Genomic DNA, 23,377 nt, shown 5'->3' with positions numbered 1-23,377 from the left:
CGCTTTCGGTCACGGCGCCCGCCGGCCGTCGACGGCGCGGGACGGCACGACACGGCACGGGCGCCGCACCACGCGCGGCCGAAGAACGGCTGGCCGTAGCCCTCTTGTCCGCACGCTATGCACGGAATCCGCGGGGTAAGGTGCCGCTGGAGGACATCGAATGAGCAAAAACGGACAGCTTGCGGTCACGGACCTCGCGTTCCCCGCCACGCCGGGAGGCCCGCCCGGTGTGGAGGTCCTCGATTTCGCGGGCCTCGTCGCCGCGGCGCGCGCCCGCGGCACCGACGAGTACGCACCGGTCAGGCCCGCCTTCCACCAGCTGCTCACGGTGCGGTCCGGCGTGGTGTTCTGCGTGGTGGACTCCACCGAGTGCGCGGTCGGCGAGGGCGCGTGGCTGTGGGTCCGGCCGGGCCAGATCCTGCGCTTCACCTCCGGCCCCACCGCGGCCGAGGGAACGGTCGTCCTCTTCCAGCCGAGCTTCCTCGGCGGAACCACGGTCGACCTCGCCCGGCTCGACCGGCGCGCCTGGCGGCTGCCGTTGACGCCCACGGGGCCGGCGGGCGCCGCGGTGCGCCGCACCCTGGAGATGCTGGAGAGCGAGTACCGGCGGCTGGCGGACCTGCCGCTGGAAGTCCATGTCGAAGTGGTCCGGCACCTGGTGGAGATCCTCGTGCTGCGGCTGTCCCACCTGCCGGGCGGACACCGGAACCCGGCGGCCGGCAGCCCCGCGTTCCACCGCTTCCAGCAGGCAGTGGAGGAGGACTTCGCGCGCCGGCACCGCGTGGAGGACTACGCGTCGGCCCTCGGCTACAGCATCCGCACGCTCACCCGGGCCACCCACGCGGCCGTCGGCTGCGGCGCGAAGCGCTTCATCGACGACCGTCTGGTGCTGGAGGCCAAACGCCTGCTGCTGCACACCGACTTGTCCGGTACGGCCGTCGGCGAACGCCTCGGCTTCCCGGAGGGCACCCTCTTCACCCGGTTCTTCCGCCGGCGCACGGGCGAGACCCCGACGGCCTTCCGCCGCCGCGCGACGGGCGCGCGGACGTGAGCGCACGGCAAGGGGCGGGCCAGGCCGGGCCCGTACGGCAACGTCCCCGGAACCGGCGCCAAGTCCCGCCGCCCCGCCCGGCCGTCACCGGTTCGGGGTGTCCCGGGCGGTCGGGCGTGACCTTTCTGCGCGGCCGTACGTTGTTCCGGTCAGCACGCAGGTTCCCGGTTCCTCCGGACACGCGTCGACGAAGGGCCTGACCACCCCGCCTGGCGGTCAGGCCCTTCGTGACGTGGAGCATGCGCCCCGGGCGCGGCCCGTTCAGGCGGCCGCCGCCTCCCGTTCCCCGCCGTCGCGGTGGATCGGCGCGTCCGAGCCGGTCAGCGCGGCCCCCGTACCGCCGCGCCGGGCCGCGACGATCTCCGCCGCGATCGACAGCGCGGTCTCCTCGGGCGTACGGGCGCCGAGGTCGAGGCCGATCGGGGACCGCAGCCGGGACAGCTCACGGTCCGTCAGACCCGCTTCGCGCAGCCGCAGTTCGCGGTCCTCGTGGGTGCGGCGCGAGCCCATCGCGCCGACGAAGGCGACCGGCATCCGCAGGGCCTCCGTCAGCAGGGGGACGTCGAACTTGGCGTCGTGGGTGAGCACGCACAGCACCGTGCGCGGATCCGTCTCGGTACTCCGCAGATAGCGGTGCGGCCAGTCGACGACGATCTCCTCGGCGTCCGGGAACCGGGCGCGGGTGGCGAAGACGGGGCGTGCGTCGCACACGGTGACGCGGTAGCCGAGGAAGCCGCCCGCGCGGGCGAGCGCCGCGGCGAAGTCGATGGCACCGAAAATGATCATGCGGGGTGGTGGCACGCTCGCCTCGACCAGCAGCGTGAGACCGCCGGGGCAGCGCGAGCCGTCCTCCGACAGTTCGACCGTGCCGGTGCGCCCCGCGTCGAGCAGCGCCCGGGCCTCCCCGGCCGCCGTACGGTCCAGCTCCGCGGAACCGCCGAGCCCGCCCTCGTACGCCCCGTCGGGGCCCAAGTAGAGGGCTCCGCCGAGGAGTTCGGCCGGGCCGCGGGCGACCCGGGCCAGCGCCGCCGGCGCGCCCCGCAGGGCGGCCGACAGCGCGGACCGGAACACTGCCCGGGCCGGTGACTGCTCGCGGACCGGCGTGACCAGGATGTCGATGACGCCGCCGCAGGTCAGTCCGACGGCGAAGGCGTCCTCGTCGCTGTAGCCGAACCGCTCGATTGCGGGCTCGCCGTCCCGGAGTGCCTGCTCGCACAGTTCGTACACCGCGCCTTCGACGCAGCCGCCGGAGACCGAGCCGAGGGCTGTGCCCTCGCTGTCGACGGCGAGGGCGGCGCCGGGACCGCGCGGTGCGCTGCCGCCGACAGCGACGACCGTGGCGACGGCGAAGTCCCGGCCCTCCTCGGCCCAGCGGTCCAACTCCCGTGCCAGGTCAAGCATCGCGGGCTCCCGCGCCCGCTCCCGTGCCTCCCTGCAGCACGCGGTCGGGGCGGATGGGCAGGCTGCGGTGGCGTACGCCGGTGGCGTGCCACACGGCGTTGGCGACGGCAGCGGCGGCGCCCACGATGCCGATCTCGCCGATGCCCTTGATGCCGACGGGGTCGTCCGGGTCCGGGTCGTCGATCCAGTCCGCCTCGATCCGCGGTACGTCGGCGTGGGTGGCGACGTGGTAGCCCGCGAGGTCGGCGCCGTAGAGCCCGCCCGAGTTCTGGTCGCGCGTCGCCTCTTCGTGCAGGGCCATGGAGATGCCCCAGGTCATCCCGCCGACGAACTGGTTGCGTGCCGTCAGCGGGTTGACGATGCGGCCCGTCGCGAAGATGCCGAGCATGCGCCGTACGCGGACCTCGCCGGTGGTGATGTCCACGGCGGTCTCCGCGAACTGCGCCCCGAAGGAGTGCCGTTCCTTCTGTGCGAGCGCGCCGATGGCCTCGGAGGTGTCGGACCGTACGGTGATGCCCTCGGCCGGGATGTCGGAGCCCAGGGCGAGCCGCTCGCGCAGTTCGCCGGCCGCGACGTTGACCGCCCACGCCCAGGAGCGAGTGCCCATCGAACCGCCGGCGACCATGGCGGGCCCGAAGTCGCTGTTGCCGATGCGCACATGGACGCGTTCCGGTGCGACGCCGAGCGCGTCTGCGGCGACCAGCGTGAGCGCGGTACGTGCCCCGGTGCCGACGTCCGCCGCGGTGATCCGCACGGTGAACGTACCGTCCGCCTCCGCGGTGACGGCGGCCGTCGACGGCATGGCGTTCGACGGGAAGGAGGCGGCGGCCGTACCGGTGCCGATCAGCCAGCGGCCGTCACGGCGCACCCCGGGCCGCGGGTCGCGGTCCGCCCAGCCGAACCGGCGGGCGCCCTCCTCGAAGCACGTGAGGAGCCTGCGGGTGCTGAACGGCAGCCCGGACACCGGGCCCCGGTCGGGCTCGTTGCGGACGCGCAGCTCGATCGGGTCGATGCCGCACTTCTCGGCCAGCTCGTCGAGTGCCGACTCGATCGCGAACGAGCCGGGTGCCTCGCCCGGCGCGCGCATGAAGGTGGGGGTGGGCACGTTGAGCCGTACGACCCGGTTGGCGGTGTGGTGGCCGTCGGCGTCGTACATCACCCGGCCGACTCCGGCGCTGCCCTCGACGAACTCGTGCACGGTCGAGCTGAGGCTCGTGTTCCGGTGCGCCAGGGCGCGCAGCCGTCCTTCGGCGTCGGCGCCCAGCCGGATGTGCTGGCTGGTGGGGCTGCGGTAGCCGGTGAGGGAGAACATCTGACGGCGGGTCAGCACGACCCGGACCGGGCGCTGCAGCTCGGTCGCGGCCATCACGGCCCCCACCTGGTGTGCGCGCAGGCCCTTGCTCCCGAAGGCGCCGCCGACGTGTTCGGAGCGCACCCGCACCGAGGCCGGGTCGAGCGAGAACAGCTTCGCGAGCTCGTCCGCGACCCACATGCTGCCCTGGTTGGAGTCGACGAGTTCGAGCCGGCCCTCGTCCCAGCGGGCCGTGGCCGCGTGCGGCTCCATCGGGCTGTGGTGCTCTTCCGGAGTGGTGTACTCCTCGTCCACGACGACGGCGGACGCGCCGAGTTCGGCCTCCGGGTCGCCCTTGTCCGTCGTGCCGTCCACCTCGTACGCGTCGGGGTGCGCGGCGGAGAACGCGACGTCGTGCGGCTCGGTCTCGTAGCGCACGACGAGCGCCTCGGCGGCCTCGCGGGCCTGCTCGGAGGTCTCGGCGACGACCAGCGCCACCGGCCAGCCCATGCTGGGCACGCGGTCGTTCTGGAAGACGGCGGCCGTCGGGTCGGGCGCGCCGAGCATGCCCACGTAGTCGGTGTCGACGCGCGGGGCGTTGCCGTGGTGCAGGACGGTGAGGACGCCGGGCATCTCCAGGACGGGCGCGGCCTCCACCGAGCGGATGCGGCCGCGGGTGACGGTGGACAACACCAGCCAGCCGTGCGCGAGTTCGGTGAAGGGGAGCTCTCCGGCGTAGCGGGCCGCTCCGGTGACCTTGTCGCGGCCCTCGATGCGGGTGTGCGCGGTGCCGACGGACCGTACGGCGGCGGAGCTGGTCGTGGTCGTCGTCATCGGGCGTCCTCCTCGGCGAGTCGGGTCAGCTCGGCCACCACGAGGTTGCGCATGAGGTCCACCTTGTATCCGTTGTGCGGCAGGGGCCCGGCGGCGGCCAGTTCGGCGTTCGCGGCCGCGGCGAAGGTCTCCGCGTCGGCCGGCGCGCCGGTCAGCACGCGTTCGGCGGCCAGGGCCCGCCACGGCCGGGAGGCGACCGCACCGAAGGCCAGCCGTACGTCGTGCACGGTGCCGTCCCGTACCTCCAGCGCGGCGGCGATCGAGCCGATGGCGAAGGCGTACGAGGCGCGCTCGCGCACCTTCCGGTAGCGGGAGCGGGCGGCGACCGGTACGGGCGGCAGGGTGACGCCGGTGATCAGGGCGCCGGCCGGCAGCGCGGTCTCCAGGTGCGGGGTCTCCCCCACCGGCAGATAGAACTCGGCGAACGGCAACTCGCCCTGGCCGTCGGCCGTTTCGTAGTGCACGGCCGCGTCGAAGGCGGCGAGCGCCACACCCATGTCCGAGGGGTGCACTGCGACGCAGTGGTCGGAGGCGCCGAGGATGGCGTGGTTGTGGTGCTCGCCCTCGATGGCGGGGCAACCGCTGCCGGGGACGCGCTTGTTGCAGGGCTTGCTGACGTCGGCGAAGTAGCCGCAGCGGGTGCGCTGGAGCAGATTCCCGCCGACGGTGGCCATGTTGCGCAGCTGCCCGGAGGCGCCGGCGAGCACAGCCTGCGCCAGCGCCGGGTAGTTCCGGCGCACTTCGGGGTGCGCGGCAAGGTCGCTGTTGGTGACGGTCGCGCCGATGCGCAGTCCGCCGTCCTCCGTGGACTCGATGCGGTCCAGGGGGAGTTCGCGTACGTCGACGAGCCGCGCGGGCCGCTCGACGCCGGTCTTCATCAGGTCGACGAGGTTGGTGCCGCCGCCGAGGAAGCGTGCGTCCGGGTCGGCGTCGAGGAGCGCGACGGCTCCGGACACGTCGGCGGCACGCTGGTATCCGAACTCTTTCACGCTGCAGCCTCCGTGCTGTCGGTGGATTTCGCCTTGTCGGCTGCCTGTACGGCGGCGGCGCGGCCGACCGCTTCGACGATCGACACGTACGCGCCGCAGCGGCACAGGTTGCCGCTCATCCGCTCCCGGATCTCCTCGGCGGTCAGCGCCGGCGGCCCCGCCTCGGGCCGTACGTCGTCAGTCGCGGCGCTCGGCCAGCCCGCCGCGTGTTCCTCGATCACCGCGACGGCCGAGCAGATCTGGCCCGGCGTGCAGTAACCGCACTGGTAACCGTCCAGGTCGAGGAACGCCTGCTGTACGGGGTGCAGTTCCTCGCCCTCGGCCATGCCTTCGATGGTGGTGATCTCACGCCCCTCGGCGGCCACCGCGAGCTGCAGACAGGCCACGGACCTGCGGCCGTCGAGCAGGACGGTGCAGGCACCGCACTGCCCCTGGTCGCAGCCCTTCTTGGTGCCGGTCAGATCGAGCCGCTCGCGCAGGGCGTCGAGCAGGGTGGTGCGGTGGTCGACAGGCAGCGTGTGCTTCTCGCCGTTGATCTTCAAGGTCACGGCGCTGGACGTCGATTGGTCCATGATCGGCCTTCTTTCGGGTGTCCCGGGCACGCCGGACGGCGTTCCGGCAGACAGACGCGGGGGACGCGGCAGCGGGCGTATCAGGGGAAAGTCGCAGGAGAGCTCATCGGCACGATGTATCGGACAAACAGGGAGGCGGCGCTGTACGCGGCGGCGGGGGCTCGGGAACATGCCGGGTACGGAGGACGGCCCACCGGTCACGGACGTCCCCCACCACCCCCGTCGACCGCTAAGGTAGACCTAAGCGGACAGCTGTCCGCCCACAGGGAAACCTAGCGGACAGTTGTCCGCTTAACAAGCTCGTTCCGGCCAACACCCGGAAAGGAGGACGAGTGCAGGAGAAGAAGGACGCCCCGCAGAAGGACGCGCCGCTGCGCTCGGACGCGCAGCGCAACCGCGAGCGCATCCTGGAAGTGGCGCTGGCCGAGCTGACGCGCTCGGAGGACGTGCCGCTGAGCGCGATCGCGAAGAAGGCATGCGTCGGGCAGGGCACGTTCTACCGCAACTTCCCCGACCGCGAAGCACTCGTCCTCGAGGTCTACCGCTACGAGGTGCAGCAGGTCGCCGACACCGCGCACCAGTTGCTCAACACCCGCGAGCCGGACCGCGCGCTGCGCGAGTGGATGGACCGCCTCGCCCAGTTCGCCATGGCGAAGGCCGGGCTCGCGGACGCGATCCGCAAGGCCACCAGCGGCCCGGGCCACCCGGAGAAGCCCGGATTCGCCCCGGTGACCTCCGCCGCCGAACGCCTGCTCCGCGCCGGCGAGGAGGCCGGCACCATCCGCCCCGACGTGACGGCGGACGACTTCTTCCTGGCCATCGCGGGCATGTGGCAGGCCGTCTCCCAGGACGACTGCGGAGCCCGCCTCACCCGCCTCCTCGATCTCGTCATGGACGGCCTCCGCACGGGAGCCCCCAACCCCCGCTGACACCCGCCCCACCGGCGCCCGACCCCGCCCGGCCCGGGTGGCCGGGCGGGTCCTGCTGTATCCGGACCCGGACGGGTCAGCGGGTGGCGCCTGCCGTGGGCAGGTAGCGGGGCGCGCGCCAGGCGTCGAGGCGGTGTTCCACTGCGGCTCCCAGGGAGAGAAGTCGCGCGTCCTGATGGTTGCCGGCCATCAGGAGGACGCCGACCGGCAGTTCACCCACGGAGCCCGCGGGCACCGACAGGGACGGGTAGCCGGACACGGCCGCGGGCGTGGACGAGGGGATCACGTCGTTGTCGCCGCGCGCGCAGTCGGTCGTCCACGCGGGCGGGTTCGTCGGCGAGGCGATGGCGTCGAGCCGGTGCTTCGCCATGGTCTCGTCGATTGAGCGGCGGGAGAGGTCCTTCAGCTCCGCGCGCTTGGCCTTGTATCCGGGGTCGGTGGTGGGCGGCGCCTTCAGGGCCTGCTCGAACAGCTCCTGGCCCGCGAAGCAGGTCCGCTCCTCGGGGTGGGTGCGGTTGAGCTGGATCAGCGCTTCGAGGTTCCGGGGCCCCTCGCGGGTCGCCAGGTACTTGTCGATGTCCCGGTGGAACTCGCTGAGCAGCGCCGGGAATTCGAGGTCGGCGAGCCGCTTCTGGTACGGCGGGGTCACCTCGACGACCTCGGCGCCGGCCGCCCGCAGCTTCTTCGCCGTACGCGTCATCACCGCGTCGGTCTCCTTGCCGAGCGAGGGCAGCCGCCACAGACCGATCCGCTTGCCGTGCAGCTTGCCGGGTCCGTGCAGGCTGCCGGCGGCGCTCTTCCCCGCGGCCTCACCGCCGCCGATCGCCGAGAGGGTGAGCGCGGTGTCAGTCACGTTGCGGGCCATAGGTCCCGCGGTGTCCTGCTCGGCAGAGATCGGCACCACGCCGGACTGGCTCACGAGACCGAGGCTGGGCTTGTGGCCGACCACCCCGTTCATCCCGGCCGGGCACACGATGGAGCCGTCCGTCTCGGTGCCGATGGCCACTTGGGACAGCGACGCGGCGAGGGCCGCACCCGAACCGGCGGACGAGCCGCACGGATTGCGGTCCAGTACGTACGGATTATTGGTCTGCCCGCCCACCGCGGACCAGCCCGAAGTCGGCTTCGCCGCACGGAAGTTGGCCCACTCGGACAGATTGGCCTTGCCGAGGATCACCGCGCCCGCCTTCCGCAGCCGCGTCACCAAGGCCGCGTCGGTCTTCGGCGGCGCACCGGCCAGCGCCGTCGAACCGGCGGTCGTCGGCATGTCCCGGGTGTTCACGTTGTCCTTGAGCAGCACGGGGATGCCGTCGAGCGGGCCGCGCGTACGGCCGTGCCGGTGCCGGACGTCACTGGCCGCCGCCTGCCGCAGGGCCGAAGGGTCGGTACGCAGCACCGCGTTGATCTTGGGGTCGACGGCCTTGATCCGCCCCAGATAGGCGGCGGTCAGCTCGGACGCGGTCAGCGAACCGTCCGCCATGCGCGCCTGCAACTGCGGGATCGTCACGGTATCGAGGTCGACGCCCAGCCCCGACGACGAACCGGCCCCCGCCGTACCCCTGTTGCCGGATCCGGCGGCTTCCGCCCGCGGCTCCGGCACACTCGTCAACAGGGACCCCACCACCAGCGCGGCGGCCACCGCGGCAACGCATCTCTTCGTCATGAAGGCCACCGCACTACAGTCCAGGCCCCGTGCACAAGAGCGCCGTACGCCACATACGTACCGTAGGTACGCTGACGCCCCGTCAGGACAGCGCATACGCGCGGCAGTTGCTCACTCGCCGGGGGCACCGTCCGCGCCCATGCCGCGGAGCAGGAGGTCCAGGCCGCCGTGGAACTCCTCCTCCGCGCCGACGTTCCGGGCCTGCCGCGCGGTCTCGGCCATGTACGGGAAGTCGCCTGCGGGCAGCTCGGCGAGGGCGACCGTGCCCTCCCCCGAGAGGGGGCCGAGGTGTTCGAGCTGGATGGCCCCGATGACGTAACTGAGCAGCCCCCGCAGGGCGATGACCCGCTGCTCACCCTCGATGCCCGCCTCGGTGAGCACCGCGAGCACCGCTTCCGACCAGCGCAGTACGCCGGGTGAACGGTGCCGGTGGGTGAGGGTGAGCGGTACGGCCGAGGGGTGGGCGCCGACGGTGTCGCGCAGACGCGTGACGAGAAGCCGTACGCGGTCCCGCCACGGCGCCTCCGCGTCCGGCCCGGTGGTGTCCACGGAGCCCAGGACCCGTTCCACGACGAGCCGTTCGAGCTCGTCGCGGTCCCGTACGTACCGGTAGAGGGCCATCGTGGTCAGGCCGAGTTCCTTGGCGGCGGCGCGCATCGACAGCGCGGCGAGCCCGTCGCGGTCGATGACGGTCAGCGCGGCGGAGGCCACCTGGTCGGAAGTGAGGGAACGGGGACGTGGCATGGCGATTGACAGGGTACGTGCCGCACCCGAGCCTGTAGGTGTATGTCGTACACCTACGAGGGAGGCTCCGATGCCCGCACCCGCAAAGCACCTGGAACCCGGCACCGTCGTCCAGTCCCGCCAACTCGCCACGGTCACGGGCGATCCTGTGACCGTCCCCGCCGAAGGCCGCCTGACCCACCTGCAGTTCAGGCGCTTCGCGGGCTGTCCGGTGTGCAACATGCACCTGGCATCCGTCGCCCGCCGGCACGCGGAGATCGAGGCGGCGGGCGTACGCGAAGTCGTCGTCTTCCACGCGCCGGCCGATGAACTCGCCCCGCACACAGGCCATTTACCGTTCCCGGTCGTGCCCGATCCGGACAAGCGGCTGTACGCCGAGTTCGGCGTGGAGAGCTCCCCGCGCTCGCTGCTCTCCCCGCGCGCGTGGCCGGCGATCGCCGCCGCGGTGCTGCGCGGCGTGCGCGACCTCGCCCGCGGGCGCGCCCACCTGCCCGCGCGGCGCCCCACCGGGGGACGGCTCGGCCTCCCCGCGGACTTCCTGCTCGCGGCCGACGGGCGCATCCTCGCCCGCAAATACGGCGAGCACCTCTACGACCAGTGGCCGGTCGACGAACTGCTCGCCCTGGCAGCCCACTTGCAGCCCGTGGGGCAGCCCGGCGCGTAACAGTGGGGCGGCCCCGTACGGCGAACTTCACCGCGAGCGCGGGGCGTTCACCGTACGGGCCTCACCGCGCGGCGGCCGTCACCACCAGCGGACCGGCACCTCGTCGACGCCTCCGGTGACGCGGTCCTCGCGGAAACCGATCTCGTCCACCCCGGCGGCGAGGCGCAGCCCGGGGAAGCGGGCGAACAACGAAGTGAAGACGGTACGCAGTTCGGTCCTGGCGAGGCTGGCGCCGATGCAGAAGTGGGCGCCGTGGCCGAAGGCGAGGTGCACGTTGGGTTTGCGCTCCGGGTCGAACGTGTCGGGGTCGGTGAAGGCCGTCTCGTCCCGGTTGGCCGCCCCGGGCGGGATGAGGACGGCGTCGCCGCGCGGGATGACGGTGCCGCCGTCGAGGGTGATGTCCTCGTGCGCGTAGCGGAGGATGCCCAGCCCGCCGGGTGAGGCGAGGCGGAGCACTTCCTCGACCGTGCTGTTGACGCGGCCCTCGGTGTCGGCGACGAGCGCGTCGCGCCGCGAGAGGTCGGTGAGCAGCATCAGCACGCCGAGGTCGATGCGGTTGACGGTGGTCTCGTGCCCGGCGAAGAGCAGCCCGGCGGCGAGACGGGTGAACTCGTCGTGGGTGAAGGTCGGATCGTCGCGCTGGGCCTGCGCGAGGTCGGTGATGACGTCCTCCCCCGGCTCGCGCAGCTTGGCGGCGGCCAGGACGCCCATGTAGTGCCGGAACTCGTCCATGGCGTCCTGCGCGTCGCTGCCGGTGTCCATCCGGCCGACCCGGTCGGACAGGCCGTGGAAGTACGTACGGTCGCCGTACGGGATGCCCAGCAGTTCGCAGATGACCAGCACCGGCAGCGGGAACGACAGATGCTCGTGCAGGTCGACGGGCGCTTCCGGGTTCCGCGCGTGCGCCTCCTCCATGGCGTCCAGGCAGCCGTCGACCAGCTCCTGTACGTGCTCGGTCAGGCTGCGCATGCGGCGCGCGGAGAACGCCGGGGTGAGCAGCGTCCGCATGCGGGTGTGGTCGGCCTTCTCGGTCGCGTGGTCGCCGCTCGGGCCGCCCAGGATCGCGGCGTCGGAGACGGCCGCGGCCTCTTCCGGGGCCGGATGGGAGCGGCCCAGGCGGGTGTCGCCGAAGAGTTCACGGGCCTCCTGATAGCGCGTCACCAGCCAGGCGTCGTCGCCCGCGGGCGTGCGGACGGGCACCAGCGGGGCCGTACGGCGCAGCACCGCGTACAGGGGCGCGATCTCCAGTGCGTCGGGGCGCTCGAAGGGCAGTCGGGGCGCCTCGTGGAGAACGTCGGTCATCGTTCTTCCTCCTCGCTGTCGGTGATCCCGGCCCGCACGGTCCCGAGCCACTCCAGTTCGGCGCGGATCCGGCGGACCACTTCGTCCAGGGCGGTGCGGTGCCAGCTGCCTTCCTCCTGGGCGGCGCCGAGCGTGTCGATCCGCTCCTGCCGGCGCAGCAGGGCGCGGTGGCGCGCGTCCAGGACGTGCAGCTGCTCACCGGTGTCGAGCCAGCCGAAGTGGCCGAGCCGGGCGAGGAACTCCGCCTCGTCCCCTGCCAGTTCGTCCGGAAGCTCCGCGAGCATGTCGTGCAGCAGCTCACGGCCGACGTCGGTGAGGGTGTAGACGTGCCGGGGCGGGCGGCCGGGCAGCTCCTGGGGGTATTTCTCCACCGCGCCCGCCTCGGCGAACCGGCGCAGCGCCGGGTACAGCGAGTTGTTCGAGAGCGCGTATCCGGTGCGCTCCTCCACCCGTTTCCGCAACTCGTATCCGTGCGACGGCTGTTCCGCCAGATTCGCCAGCAGCACTACATCGACCCACACCTATGTCACGCTAACCTAGGGCACCGTGACACACCAGAGGGCACACGTGTCCCCGGACAAGTGCCGCTCTGTGAGCTGGAGTTACGCCCCCACCGGCAGTGACGGAGAGGCGCACGAGAAGGGCCGCGGGGTCGGAACCCCGCGGCCCTCAGAGCCCGCCCCGTCGGGGCCGTGCCGTCAGCGGACCTCCAGCAGGAGGTCGCCGCCTTCGACCTGCTGTACGGAGTTGATGGCCAGGCGGGTGACGGTGCCGCCCTGGGGTGCCGTGATGGCGGCTTCCATCTTCATCGCCTCGATGGTGGCCACGGTGTCGCCCGCCTCCACCTTGTCGCCCTCGGCCGCCGCCAGGGTGACGACGCCGGTGAACGGGGCAGGTACGTGGCCCGGGTTGGTCCTGTCGGCCTTCTCGGTGACGGGGATGTCGGAAGCCACGGAGGTGTCGCGTACCTGGAGGGGCCGCAGCTGGCCGTTCATGGTGGACATGACGGTGCGGATGCCGCGTTCGTCCGCCTCGCCGATGGCCTCCAGCTCGATGAGGAGCCGTACGCCGGGGTCCAGGTCCACGGCGTGCTCGCGGTCGGGGCGCAGCCCGTAGAAGAAGTCGGCGCTCTGCAGCACGCTGGTGTCGCCGTAGAACTCGCGGTGGGCTGTGAACTCCTTCGTCGGGCCGGGGAACAGCAGCCTGTTGAGGGCCGCCTGACGGTTCGTCCGCAGTTCCTCGCGGTCCTCGGCGGTCAGTTCCTGTACGGGCTTCGGCTCGCTGCGGCCCTGGAGGGCCTTGGTGCGGAACGGTTCGGGCCAGTCGCCGGGCGGGCGCCCCAGCTCGCCGCGGAGGAAGCCGATCACGGAGTCGGGGATGTCGAAGGCCGCCGGGTCGGACTCGAAGTCCTCCGGGGAGACGCCCGTTCCGACCAGGTGCAGCGCCAGGTCGCCGACCACCTTGGAGGAGGGGGTGACCTTCACCAGGTGGCCGAGGATGCGGTCGGCCGCCGCGTACATCGCCTCGATCTCCTCGAAGCGGTCGCCGAGGCCGAGTGCGACGGCCTGGGTGCGGAGGTTGGACAGCTGCCCGCCGGGGATCTCGTGGTGGTAGACGCGCCCGGTCGGCGCGCTGAGGCCGGCCTCGAAGGGCGCGTAGATCTTGCGGACGCTCTCCCAGTACGGCTCCAGTTCGCCGACTGCCTGCAGATCCAGGCCTGTTGGCCGCTCGGAGTGGTCGGTGGCGGCGACGATCGCGGACAGCGAGGGCTGCGAGGTGGTGCCGGCCATGGAGGCGACCGCGCCGTCCACCGCGTCGGCCCCGGCCTGGACCGCGGCGAGGTACGTGGCGAGCTGGCCGCCCGCGGTGTCGTGGGTGTGCAGGTGCACCGGCAGGTCGAACTCGGCCCGCAGCGCGGACACCAGCTTCGCCGCGGCCGGCGCGCGCAGCAGGCCCGCCATGTCCTTGACGGCGAGGACGTGCGCGCCGGCCTCGACGATCTGCTCGGCCAGCTTCAGGTAGTAGTCGAGGGTGTAGAGCCGCTCCGCCGGGTCCGACAGGTCGGAGGTGTAGCAGAGTGCCACTTCGGCGACGGCGCTGCCGGTCTCGCGGACGGCCTCGATGGCCGGGCGCATCTGGCTGACGTCGTTGAGCGCGTCGAAGATGCGGAAAATGTCGATACCGGTCTTTGTCGCCTCCTCGACGAAGGCGTGCGTCACCTCGGTCGGGTACGGCGTGTAGCCCACGGTGTTGCGGCCCCGCAGCAGCATCTGCAGACAGATGTTGGGCACGGCCTCGCGCAGTGCGGCCAGCCGCTCCCACGGGTCCTCGGCGAGGAAGCGCAGGGCGACGTCGTACGTGGCGCCGCCCCAGCACTCCAGGGACAGCAGTTCCGGCAGCGTGTGCGCGACGGTCGGCGCCACGGCCAGCAGGTCCTTGGTGCGGACGCGGGTGGCGAGCAGCGACTGGTGCGCGTCGCGGAAGGTGGTGTCGGTGACGCCGAGCGTCGGGGCGCCGCGCAGCCAGCCGGCGAAGCCCTCCGGGCCGAGTTCGGTGAGCTTCTGCTTGGAGCCGTCCGGCGGGGAAGTGCGGGGCAGCGGGGACAGCTTGGTGGTGGGGTCGATCAGCCGGGGCCGCTCGCCATTGGGCCTGTTGACGGTGACGTCGGCCAGGTAGCTGAGCAGCTTCGTACCGCGGTCGGCGGGGTGCCGGGCGGTCAGCAGGGCCGGGCGCTGCTCGATGAAGGACGTGGTGATGCGGCCCGCGCGGAAGTCCGGGTCGTCCAGCACCGCCTGCAGGAAGGGGATGTTGGTGGCGACGCCGCGGATGCGGAACTCGGCCACGGCGCGGCGGGCCCGGCCGATGGCGGTGTCCAGGTCGCGCCCCCGGCAGGTGAGCTTCACCAGCATCGAGTCGAAGTGCGCGCTGATCTCCGTACCGGCGCTGACCGTTCCGCCGTCGAGGCGGATGCCCGAGCCGCCCGGCGCCCGGTAGGCGCTGATCATGCCGGTGTCCGGGCGGAAGCCGTTGGAAGGGTCCTCGGTGGTGATGCGGCACTGCAGCGCGGCCCCGCGCAGGTACACGTCCTCCTGGCGCAGGCCGAGGTCGGCGAGCGTCTGGCCGGAGGCGATCCGCAACTGGGCCTGTACGAGGTCGACATCGGTGACCTCCTCGGTCACCGTGTGCTCGACCTGGATGCGCGGGTTCATCTCGATGAAGACGTGCCGGCCCTCGCGGTCGAGGAGGAACTCCACGGTGCCGGCGTTGCGGTAGCCGATCTGCCGGGCGAACTTCACCGCGTCGGCGCAGATCCGCTCGCGTACGTCCGGGTCGAGATTCGGCGCCGGGGCCAGTTCGACGACCTTCTGGTGGCGGCGCTGCAGCGAACAGTCCCGCTCGTACAGGTGGATGACGTTGCCGTCGGCGTCGGCGAGGACCTGCACCTCGATGTGGCGCGGCTCGACGACCGCCTGCTCCAGGAAGACCGTCGGGTCGCCGAAGGCGGACTCGGCCTCGCGCGAGGCGGCCTCGATGGACTCGCGCAGCGCCGACGGCTCCTCCACGCGCCGCATGCCGCGCCCGCCGCCGCCGGCGACGGCCTTCACGAACACGGGGAAGCCGAGCTCCTCGGCGGCGGCGGTGAGTTCGTCGATGTCGGTGGAGGGCTGCGAGGAGCCCAGCACCGGTACGCCGGCCTCGCGCGCCGCGGCCACGGCGCGCGCCTTGTTGCCGGTCAGCTCCAGGATGTCCGCGCTGGGGCCGACGAACGTGATGCCCGCTTCCTCGCAGGCGCGGGCGAGATCGGGGTTCTCGGAGAGGAATCCGTAACCGGGGTAGACCGCGTCCGCCTGCGCGGTGCGCGCCGCGTTCACGATCTCGTCGATGGAGAGGTAGGCCCGTACGGGATGTCCGGGCTCTCCGATCTGATAGGCCTCGTCGGCCTTCTGCCGGTGGAGTGAATTGCGGTCCTCGTGCGGGAAGACGGCGACCGTCCCCGCGCCGAGTTCATAGCCGGCGCGGAACGCGCGGATGGCGATCTCGCCACGGTTGGCGATCAATACCTTGCGAAACACGGCTCATCGCTCCTTAGACCCCAACGGCTGCCCGGCACGGTCCCGGCTCCTGCGGCAAGGAAGCAGGAGCCCGCCCGGGGAGGTGTGTGATCGGATCCCACTACCCTCGGTGCATCCGAACAAGTCGTCGTCGTACGTGCGGTTCGTCACTCGTGCGCTGCGCGGACCCGCGTCCACGGGCCGCCGCCGCGCACTTTACGGGGGTCAGGGGCGCGTACGGCTCACCTTGTCGCACGCGTCACACGGGGGCCGCCGCGGGCTGTCCCGGTACGGGCGGCGGCGCCCCGTTGGTCACGCTCAGCTCCCGGTACGCCGGGCCGCACGCCGTTCCGGACATCCCTCACTGAACGCGCCGGCACGGGGCCCGGGCGGGCGGCGCGGGTCCGGAATGCGGGCCGGGGATCCTGTGTTGGCAGGAGATGAGCAATTCGTCCGACGGCGCCGCGAGCGGCGCCCGCGCGTCCGTGCGCGAGCGGCTGGCGGCCGAACGGGCCGGGACACACGCGCAGATCACGGCGCTGAGCCGCGACTTCGACCAGATCGTCGAGGCGAACGAGCTGGTGGCCGTGGACGACGAGCACGACCCCGAGGGGTCGAGCACCGCCTTCGAGCGGGCCCACGTCGCCTCCCTGCTGGCGCGGGCGCGGGAACATCTCACCGAGCTGGACCGGGCACTGGAGCGGCTGGAGCGCGGCGACTACGGCCGGTGCGACGTGTGCGGCGGCCCGATCCCCGCGGAACGCCTGGAAGCCCGCCCGGCCGCGACGACGTGCGTCCCCTGCGCCGGAGCCGGGACCGGCACCGGCGCAGGGGCTCGCTGAGAGCCATCGGGCGGCAGGGCTGCCCGGCCGGTCAAGTACCAGGCGCACAGGGCGAGTTGGGCGCCCGTACGGGTCACGCCCCCGGTTACGTGTCCGTACCGGCCTCGTCCGCCCAGCGCTCGCTCCACGCGTTGAGCGGCTGGAGCGCGTCGACGAGGTCCACGCCCAGCGGCGTGAGGTGGTAGCCGTCGTCCTGCAGAGCGAGCAGGCGCGCGTCGGTGAGCTCGCCGAGCCGCGTACTGAGCACGCTGGACGACATGCGCGCGCATCTGCGCTGCAGTTCGCGGAAGCCGGCCGGACTCTGACTCAGCTCCCACAGGATGCGCAGCGCCCAGCGCCGCCCGAGCAGGTCGAGCGCGGCCATGACCGGCCGGCCCGACTCCGACCCCCGTACCGGTGCGCCCGGTCGCGGCTTCCTCGCTGCCATACCCCACTCCTTGCGCTTCGCCTTCCGAAGCATCATAGTGATGCGAAAATCGAAGCAGGAAGAGGCAGAAGCAGGAAGAGTCAGGGAGGCCGGCATGCCGCGCATCGAACCGCTCAGCCCGCCGTACACCGACGCCATCGACCGGGCGCTGCACCGGTGGATGCCGCCGGGCGTCGCCCACGAGCCCCTGGAGCTGTTCCGGGTGCTGCACCGTCACCCGGAGCTCGCCTCCCGGATGTTCGCCCTGGGATCCGGCCTGCTCGCCCACGGACTGCTCCCCGACGTCGACCGCGAGATCGTCATCGCCCGGGTGACGGCGCGCAGCGGCTGCGCCTACGAGTGGGGCGTGCACGCCGCCGTGTACGCCGACCACGTCGGCCTCACCCCCGCACAGGTGCGGGCGACCGCAGCCAACGAGCCTGCGGACGGGGCCCGTTGGCTGCCTCGGCACACGGCGCTGCTCGCCGCGGTCGACGAACTGCACGACACCTCGCGCCTCTCGCAGCCCGCCTGGGACGCGCTCCGCGCGCACTACGAGGAGGATCAGCTGATCGAGTTCCTCGTGCTGGCCGGCTGGTACCGCACCATCAGCTACCTGGCCAACGGGCTGCTCCTGGACGGGGAATCCTGGGCCGCGCCCTTCCCGGCCCACTGACCCGGCGTACGCCCGGGCTTCGGGCTCAGCGGTAGCCGCTCGCGTCGGCGGGCTTGCCCGGGTCCTGGACCTCGACCATGTACCGCCAGAAGTCGGGGCGGCTGCCGTCGGTGTCGGTGAATCCGTACTCCTGCGCGGCCTGCCCGCTGGACAGCGACTGCCCGTTCCAGCGCGCCACTTGGGGGTCGGCGGCCAGCGCGGCGACGGCCCGGCCGACGTACGACGGCGACTCGGACATGCAGAAGTGCGGTTCCGCCTCCACTGCGTCGCGCCACGTCGCCTCGGTCACGCCGAAGTGGTCGAGCATGATCTCCGAGCGCATCCATCCCGGCGTCAGCGCCACCGCCGTACCGCCGCGCGGCCCCAGTTCCCGGCCGAGCGCGAAGGCCATGCGGAGCACCGAGGCCTTGGCGAGGTCGTAGAAGAACGACACCCGGTAGGTGTCCTTGTTGTACTCGGCGGTGCCGTCGGTCATCTCGACCACCAGGCCGCCCGGGTGGCGCAGCAGCAGGGGCAGGGCGTGGTGGCTGGTGACCGCGTGCGTCTCCACGGCGAGCCGCAGCAGCCGCAGCCCGTCGTCCAAGTCGTGCTCCCACAGGGGCGCTTCCCAGTCGAAGAGGTTCTCGCTCCCCCAGATGTCGTTGACGAGGACATCCAGCCGGCCCTGCTCGGAGGCGATACGGTCCACCAGGCTGCGGACCTGTGAGGGCTCCAAGTGGTCGGTGGGGACGGCGATTCCGTGCCCGCCCGCCGCGGTCACCAGGTCGGCGGTGTCCTCGATGGTCTCCGGACGGTCGTACTCCGAGCGCTGCCCCCGGGTGCTGCGTCCGGTGACATAGACGGTGGCCCCGGCCGCGCCGAGTTCGACCGCGATTCCCCTGCCCGCCCCGCGTGTCGCCCCGGCGACGAGTGCGACCTTGCCCTCCAGTGCTCCGGCCATGTGTGCCCTTCCCTCTCCGCGTACCGCGCCACGTCGCCGCCCGGCCGGACGGCGACGACACGAGGATGGCGCAGATACCGGACAGGTCCCGTCGTGTTTTCCGGGGGTGTCGTCTTTCCAGGGGTGTCGTCTCTCCCGGGGCGTCGTCAGGATTCGCTGCCGGCGGGGCGGCGGGCGATCCAGAGCTGGCGCTTGGAGCGCACCACGAGGTCGTCGCGGTGGCGTACGTCCTGCGCACCGCCGTCGAGGAGCGTGTCCAGCGCGGCGAGATCGGCCGGGTCGACGCGGTCTTCGACGGCGCCACGGATGCGGACGAGGGTGCGGTGCGCGTACAGCCCGGCGCTCTCGGGCAAGGGGGCGCGCACTTCGAGCTGTTCGGTGCGCTCGTGCTCGACGGTGAACCCCGCCGTGGTCAGCAGCGCGCCCCAGTCGGCTCCCAGGTGGGGCACCTGTTCGGCGTGGAGCGCGCTGAGCGCGTCGCGGCAGCGGGCTTCCAGCCCCGGCCGGTCCGGTACGGCGTCGTCGGGCAGGAAGCGCGGCATCCCGTCCAGGTCGGCGACGGCCAGGACACCGCCGGGCCGCAGCCCGGCGAAGACGGCGTCGAGCGCCGCGGCGGGATCGTCCAGGTGATGCAGGGAGGCCGAGGCCCAGACGAGGTCCACGTCGGCGACGCCCGGCAGCCGCTCCCCCGCGTCGGCTTCCAGCGTCTGTACGCGCGCGGCGAGCTTCCGGTCGGCGGCGGTACGGGCCAGCTGCTCCAGCATGGCGGCGTCGCTGTCGACGGCGGTCACCCGGGCGGCGGGGAACCGCTCCAGCAGGGCGAAGGCACCGGTGCCGCTCCCGGCGCCCAGATCCACGATGTGCCGTACGTCGTCCCCGGCGCGTTCGACGACGCTGCGCAACACGGAGTCGAGGTAGGGCGCGAACAACTCGGCGTCGAGGTCGAGCAGTTCGGCCAGACCACCGTCCTGCGGGTCCGTGCCGTGGGCGTGTTCGCCGTGGGAGTGGTCGCCGTGCGAGTGGTCACCGTGGGAGTGGGAGTGGCTGCCGTGGGGTGCGGGTGCGGAGTGCGTCATGGATTCGACGGTACGTGCACCTTGCCCGTACAGCATAAGGTCTTGCTCATGACGCAAGACGCTTCCGATCTCGACAGCCTGGTACGCAAGAGGATCCGCGCGCTGCGGGCCGCCCACGGGTGGTCGCTCGACGACCTGGCCTCCCGCGCCCACCTCGGCCCGTCCACGCTCAGCCGCATCGAAACGGGCCACCGCAGAATCGCGCTCGACCAGCTCACGGCCATCGCCCGCGCCCTGGGCACCTCGCTGGACCAGCTCGTCGAGACCGACGTCGACGACGTCGTCCACAACGCCACCTACGACCCCGGACGGCAGATGAGCATGTGGGCACTGCGCGGCGAGCCGGGCGTCACGGTCGCCCGCATGCGGGTCACCGACCCCCCGCCCGAAGGCCCCACCGCGCTCAAAGCACACCCGGGGCGCGAGTGGTTCACGGTCCTGTCCGGCACAGCCGAACTACTCCTCGGCGAACGCCGGCTGCGCGTCGAACGGGGCCAGGCGGCCGAGTTCCCGACCATGCTCCCGCACGCGGTCGGTGCCGCCGGAGGCCGCCCGGCCGACCTGCTCGGCATCTTCGACCGCGAAGGCCGCCGGTCCCACCTGCGGGAGGGCGACTAACCGGTGGCCCGAGGGCCGGTGGTCCGAGGTCCGGTGGTCCGAGGTCCGGTGGTCCGACGAACAGTCAGGCCGGGGGCAGTCGGGTCGACGGGGGCGCCGGGCGGTCGGGTGCGGATGGCGGCTCGGGGGGTCAGGCCGCCAGACCGACGGGCCGACGGGCCGACGGGCCGACGGGCAGTCAGATCGACGGGGCCGCCAGGCCGTCAGTTCACCGGCCCGCGTTGTGCACGCAGACGAAGAGTACGGCGGGCTTCTCGGACACGACCGGGCCTCTCTTCTCGGGTTTTCTCGGGTTCCTCGGGGACGGTGCCGTACGCCGGGACCGGCGGGCGTCAGTCACGGGTGACATCAGCGGCCGCTGGCGTCAGTCGGCGGTGACGTGAAAGTATCAGCGCATGATGACGTCAGCCAAACCTGAAGCGACGCCGGAAGGCGTCGACCTGATCCGGGTCATCGCGGACCCGCTCAGGTTCCGGATCGTGACGCTGCTGGCCCACGAGACGCTGTGCACCACGCATCTCGTGGAGGAGACCGGCGCGCGGCAGACCAACCTCTCCAACCACCTGCGGGTGTTGCGGGAGGCGGGGGTCGTGGACACCGAGCCGTGCGGCCGCTTCACGTACTACCGGCTGCGGCCCGACGTCCTCACCGCGCTCGCCGGCTCCTTCACGGAGCTGGCCGGGACCGCCCGTACGACCATCGAGACAGACCGGAAGAGGCCCTGCCCGTGACCAGCACGGAATCCGACGCGCCCGCGAGAAGCGCTCCCGGCCGGGATCCGGCCGAGGCGGGAGTCGTCGGCAAGCTCTCCACGCTCGACCGCTTCCTGGCGGTGTGGATCCTCCTCGCCATGGCCCTCGGCCTCGGCCTGGGCCGCGCGATCCCCGGCCTCGGCGACGCGCTGAGCAAGGTCGAGATCGGCGGCATCTCGCTGCCGATCGCCCTCGGCCTGCTGGTCATGATGTATCCGGTGCTGGCCAAGGTCCGCTACGACAAGCTCGACACCGTCACTGGCGACCGGAAGCTGATGATCTCCTCACTGGTCATCAACTGGGTTCTGGGCCCTGCCGTGATGTTCGCGCTGGCCTGGATCTTCCTGCCGGATCTGCCGGAGTACCGCACCGGGTTGATCATCGTCGGACTCGCCCGCTGCATCGCCATGGTGATCATCTGGAACGACCTGGCCTGCGGCGACCGCGAGGCGGCGGCCGTCCTCGTGGCCCTCAACTCCGTCTTCCAGGTCATCGCCTTCGGCGCGCTCGGCTGGTTCTATCTCGACCTGCTGCCGCAGTGGCTGGGCCTCGGCAACGGCGAGGGGCTGGACGTCCCGGTGTGGCACATCGCCCTCAACGTGATCGTCTTCCTCGGCGTACCGCTGCTGGCCGGCTTCCTCACCCGCCGCATCGGCGAGCAGAAGCTGGGCCGCGAGCGGTACGAGAACCGTTTCCTGCCCCGCATCGGCCCGTTCGGCCTCTACGGGCTGCTGTTCACGATCGTGATCCTCTTCGCGCTGCAGGGGAAGACGATCACCTCGCAGCCGCTCGACGTCGCCCGTATCGCGCTGCCGCTGCTCGTGTACTTCGCCGTCATGTGGGCCGGTACGTTCCTGCTCGGCAAGGGCATCGGACTGCCCTACGACCGCACCGCGACCCTCGCCTTCACCGCGGCAGGCAACAACTTCGAACTCGCCATCGCGGTCGCCATCGCCACCTTCGGCGTCACCAGCGGCCAGGCCCTCTCCGGCGTGATCGGCCCCCTCATCGAGGTCCCGGTCCTGGTCGCCCTGGTCTACGTATCCCTCGCCTGGCAACGGAAGTTCACCCCCCAGCCCCTCACCGGCTGACGGGCCCGGCACTCCCCCACCCCCGAACCCAGCGCCCCAGCGGCGGCGTAGCCACCCGGCGACGCCGCCGCTGCGTGCGTGAGGCCCTCACCAGGGCCCACCCCTGTGAGGGGCACACCTTTTACCGGGGCGCGGGCCCTGTGCGGGGCAACCTCTCACGGGAGCGCGTGCGTTGAGTGCGTGGGGATAGACCTCGCGGGTGCGGTCCGGTGGGGGCTGCTGCAGGTCAACCTGTCACCCCAAGCTGCATCAGCCCCTTCGAGTTCGCGCACCAGACATCGGCCTGGCATCACCTTCCGCTCACACTTCGCCCCCACTCACCTCTTGACGTCGCCACACGTCGAGTTGTGCAATCGTTCCCGTAACCGATTGCACAGAGGAGTGTGTGTCATGAATCCCATGGATCTGCGCGGCCTGGTCCCGGCCCCGGTCACCGCGTTCACGCCGGACGGCGAGGTGGATCACGTGGCCAACGCCGAGCTGGCCCGTTGGCTGGTGGCGGTCGAGGGCGTGAAGGGGCTGGTGTGTCTCGGGCATGCCGGCGAGGGCACCTATCTGACAGCCGAGGAGCAGGTCGCGCTGATCCGCACCCTCGTGGAGGCGGTTGGCGACCAGGTGCCGATCATCGCGGGCATCACCGGCGAGGGCACGAGGACCGCAGCACTGGAGGCCCGGCGGGCAGCGGAGGCGGGAGCGATCGGCGCGCTCGTCTACCCCTCGCACGGCTGGCTGCGGTTCGGCTTCCAGCCCGGAGCGCCGCAGGAGCGCTACCAGGCCATCCATGAGGAGTCGGGCCTGCAGTGCATCCTCTTCCAGTACCCGGATGCCACCAAGGCCACCTACGACCTCCCCACCCAACTGGAGATCGCCGGACAGCCCGGAGTGGTGGCCACCAAGAACGGGGTGCGCAACATGCGCCGCTGGGACACCGAAATCCCAGTACTGCGGGAGAACTTCCCGGAACTGCAGATCCTCACCTGTCACGACGAGTACCTGCTGCACACCATGTTTGACGTGGACGGCGCCCTGGTTGGCTATGGCGGCCTGGCCCCCGAGCCGCTCGTAGAGCTGATCGCGGCGGGCAAGTCCAAGGACTATGCGAAGGCCCGCGAGGTCCACGACCGCCTTCTTCCGGTGACCAAGGCGGTCTACCACCGCGGCTCGCACATGGAGGGCACCGTCGCACTCAAGTTGGGCCTGGTCGCCCGGGGCGTACTCAAAGATGCCACTGTCCGTCCGCCGCTACAGCCGCTGGGCGAGGAGGCCGCCGCCGAAGTCGAGTTCGCTCTCAAGCAAGCGCGCCTCGTCTGAATTCACCGGGCGTGCGGCGCCGTCGGCGCCGCACGCCGCGCCTTGCTGCGCCAGCCGCGCCCCGCCCAGGGACGGCCTGCAGGGGGCGCCGACTCCAGCCACAGCGGCCCAGCGGTACGTACGCTGACTCCGTGGCTCGACCTCCCTCTCCCCACCTCAACGGCGAGGAACGA

Annotated in this window: 21 protein-coding genes; 9 read left to right on the top strand and 12 right to left on the bottom strand. The window is 72.1% G+C overall.

Features of this window, described 5'->3' with window-relative positions; translation table 11 throughout:
- Positions 1 to 160: 160 nt before the first annotated feature.
- The gene (locus tag AC3AGO_RS30570; RefSeq protein ID WP_487823500.1) at positions 161 to 1,051 is read left to right on the top strand and encodes a helix-turn-helix transcriptional regulator; all 891 of its coding nucleotides are present in this window, start codon (positions 161 to 163) and stop codon (positions 1,049 to 1,051) included.
- Between the two features lie 261 nt (positions 1,052 to 1,312).
- On the opposite strand, the gene AC3AGO_RS30565 is transcribed toward AC3AGO_RS30570, so the two are convergent.
- The 4 genes from AC3AGO_RS30565 to AC3AGO_RS30550 are packed head-to-tail and all read right to left on the bottom strand — an operon-like array spanning position 1,313 to position 6,138.
- Positions 1,313 to 2,452, bottom strand: coding sequence for an XdhC family protein (locus AC3AGO_RS30565; protein WP_487823499.1), 1,140 nt, complete (start codon positions 2,450 to 2,452; stop codon positions 1,313 to 1,315).
- Positions 2,445 to 4,577, bottom strand: a complete 2,133-nt coding sequence (locus tag AC3AGO_RS30560) for a xanthine dehydrogenase family protein molybdopterin-binding subunit (RefSeq protein ID WP_487823498.1) — start codon at positions 4,575 to 4,577, stop codon at positions 2,445 to 2,447. The genes AC3AGO_RS30565 and AC3AGO_RS30560 overlap by 8 nt, the downstream gene beginning before the upstream one ends.
- Positions 4,574 to 5,566, bottom strand: coding sequence for an FAD binding domain-containing protein (locus tag AC3AGO_RS30555; protein ID WP_487823497.1), 993 nt, complete (start codon positions 5,564 to 5,566; stop codon positions 4,574 to 4,576). The genes AC3AGO_RS30560 and AC3AGO_RS30555 overlap by 4 nt, the downstream gene beginning before the upstream one ends.
- Positions 5,563 to 6,138, bottom strand: coding sequence for a 2Fe-2S iron-sulfur cluster-binding protein (locus AC3AGO_RS30550; RefSeq protein WP_487823496.1), 576 nt, complete (start codon positions 6,136 to 6,138; stop codon positions 5,563 to 5,565). The genes AC3AGO_RS30555 and AC3AGO_RS30550 overlap by 4 nt, the downstream gene beginning before the upstream one ends.
- A gap of 332 nt (positions 6,139 to 6,470) precedes the next feature.
- On the opposite strand from AC3AGO_RS30550, the gene AC3AGO_RS30545 reads away from it, so the two are divergent.
- Positions 6,471 to 7,067, top strand: coding sequence for a TetR/AcrR family transcriptional regulator (locus AC3AGO_RS30545; protein ID WP_487823495.1), 597 nt, complete (start codon positions 6,471 to 6,473; stop codon positions 7,065 to 7,067).
- 76 nt (positions 7,068 to 7,143) lie between these two features.
- On the opposite strand, the gene AC3AGO_RS30540 is transcribed toward AC3AGO_RS30545, so the two are convergent.
- Complete coding sequence (locus AC3AGO_RS30540; RefSeq protein WP_487823494.1) at positions 7,144 to 8,730, bottom strand: amidase family protein; 1,587 nt, start codon at positions 8,728 to 8,730, stop codon at positions 7,144 to 7,146.
- Positions 8,731 to 8,841: 111 nt separating this feature from the next.
- Positions 8,842 to 9,474 carry a TetR/AcrR family transcriptional regulator gene (locus tag AC3AGO_RS30535; RefSeq protein WP_487823493.1) on the bottom strand — a complete coding sequence of 211 codons (633 nt, stop codon included), beginning with the start codon at positions 9,472 to 9,474 and terminating at the stop codon, positions 8,842 to 8,844.
- Between the two features lie 70 nt (positions 9,475 to 9,544).
- Here AC3AGO_RS30535 and AC3AGO_RS30530 point away from each other — a divergent pair, with 70 nt between their 5' ends.
- Positions 9,545 to 10,138: a peroxiredoxin-like family protein gene (locus AC3AGO_RS30530; RefSeq protein ID WP_487823492.1), complete on the top strand. Its 594-nt coding sequence runs from the start codon at positions 9,545 to 9,547 to the stop codon at positions 10,136 to 10,138.
- 78 nt (positions 10,139 to 10,216) lie between these two features.
- On the opposite strand, the gene AC3AGO_RS30525 is transcribed toward AC3AGO_RS30530, so the two are convergent.
- The 3 genes from AC3AGO_RS30525 to AC3AGO_RS30515 all read right to left on the bottom strand — a co-directional run bounded on the left by AC3AGO_RS30525 (position 10,217) and on the right by AC3AGO_RS30515 (position 15,513).
- Positions 10,217 to 11,440 carry a cytochrome P450 gene (locus tag AC3AGO_RS30525; protein ID WP_487823491.1) on the bottom strand — a complete coding sequence of 408 codons (1,224 nt, stop codon included), beginning with the start codon at positions 11,438 to 11,440 and terminating at the stop codon, positions 10,217 to 10,219.
- Positions 11,437 to 11,961, bottom strand: a complete 525-nt coding sequence (locus tag AC3AGO_RS30520) for a PadR family transcriptional regulator (RefSeq protein ID WP_487823490.1) — start codon at positions 11,959 to 11,961, stop codon at positions 11,437 to 11,439. Before AC3AGO_RS30520 ends, AC3AGO_RS30525 begins: the two co-directional genes overlap by 4 nt.
- A gap of 177 nt (positions 11,962 to 12,138) precedes the next feature.
- Positions 12,139 to 15,513 (bottom strand): pyruvate carboxylase, encoded by a 3,375-nt coding sequence (locus AC3AGO_RS30515; RefSeq protein WP_487823489.1) that lies wholly within the window; start codon positions 15,511 to 15,513, stop codon positions 12,139 to 12,141.
- A 419-nt stretch (positions 15,514 to 15,932) separates the two neighbouring features.
- On the opposite strand from AC3AGO_RS30515, the gene AC3AGO_RS30510 reads away from it, so the two are divergent.
- Complete coding sequence (locus AC3AGO_RS30510; RefSeq protein ID WP_487823488.1) at positions 15,933 to 16,334, top strand: TraR/DksA family transcriptional regulator; 402 nt, start codon at positions 15,933 to 15,935, stop codon at positions 16,332 to 16,334.
- 85 nt (positions 16,335 to 16,419) lie between these two features.
- Here the strand turns inward: AC3AGO_RS30510 and AC3AGO_RS30505 are convergent, their stop codons facing one another.
- A complete protein-coding gene (locus AC3AGO_RS30505) occupies positions 16,420 to 16,761 on the bottom strand; it encodes a winged helix-turn-helix transcriptional regulator (protein WP_487823487.1) in 342 nt (113 codons plus the stop codon).
- A gap of 94 nt (positions 16,762 to 16,855) precedes the next feature.
- Between AC3AGO_RS30505 and AC3AGO_RS30500 the strand changes: the two genes are divergently transcribed.
- Positions 16,856 to 17,416, top strand: a complete 561-nt coding sequence (locus AC3AGO_RS30500) for a carboxymuconolactone decarboxylase family protein (protein WP_487823486.1) — start codon at positions 16,856 to 16,858, stop codon at positions 17,414 to 17,416.
- Between the two features lie 25 nt (positions 17,417 to 17,441).
- Here the strand turns inward: AC3AGO_RS30500 and AC3AGO_RS30495 are convergent, their stop codons facing one another.
- Positions 17,442 to 18,356 (bottom strand): SDR family oxidoreductase, encoded by a 915-nt coding sequence (locus tag AC3AGO_RS30495; RefSeq protein WP_487823485.1) that lies wholly within the window; start codon positions 18,354 to 18,356, stop codon positions 17,442 to 17,444.
- 146 nt (positions 18,357 to 18,502) lie between these two features.
- Positions 18,503 to 19,432 carry a class I SAM-dependent methyltransferase gene (locus AC3AGO_RS30490; RefSeq protein WP_487823484.1) on the bottom strand — a complete coding sequence of 310 codons (930 nt, stop codon included), beginning with the start codon at positions 19,430 to 19,432 and terminating at the stop codon, positions 18,503 to 18,505.
- Positions 19,433 to 19,480: 48 nt separating this feature from the next.
- Between AC3AGO_RS30490 and AC3AGO_RS30485 the strand changes: the two genes are divergently transcribed.
- From AC3AGO_RS30485 to AC3AGO_RS30470, 4 genes are all read left to right on the top strand, one after another.
- Positions 19,481 to 20,050: a helix-turn-helix domain-containing protein gene (locus AC3AGO_RS30485; protein WP_487823483.1), complete on the top strand. Its 570-nt coding sequence runs from the start codon at positions 19,481 to 19,483 to the stop codon at positions 20,048 to 20,050.
- A gap of 398 nt (positions 20,051 to 20,448) precedes the next feature.
- A complete protein-coding gene (locus tag AC3AGO_RS30480) occupies positions 20,449 to 20,781 on the top strand; it encodes an ArsR/SmtB family transcription factor (protein ID WP_487824874.1) in 333 nt (110 codons plus the stop codon).
- Positions 20,778 to 21,893, top strand: coding sequence for an ACR3 family arsenite efflux transporter (gene arsB / locus AC3AGO_RS30475; RefSeq protein WP_487823482.1), 1,116 nt, complete (start codon positions 20,778 to 20,780; stop codon positions 21,891 to 21,893). The genes AC3AGO_RS30480 and arsB overlap by 4 nt, the downstream gene beginning before the upstream one ends.
- 390 nt (positions 21,894 to 22,283) lie before the next feature.
- Complete coding sequence (locus AC3AGO_RS30470; protein WP_487823481.1) at positions 22,284 to 23,204, top strand: dihydrodipicolinate synthase family protein; 921 nt, start codon at positions 22,284 to 22,286, stop codon at positions 23,202 to 23,204.
- The last annotated feature ends 173 nt before the right edge of the window (positions 23,205 to 23,377 follow it).

Source organism: Streptomyces sp. BL1, from assembly GCF_057628045.1.
The sequence above is the reverse complement of the archived record's forward strand: the minus strand, read 5'-3'. Positions and strand labels throughout refer to the sequence as shown.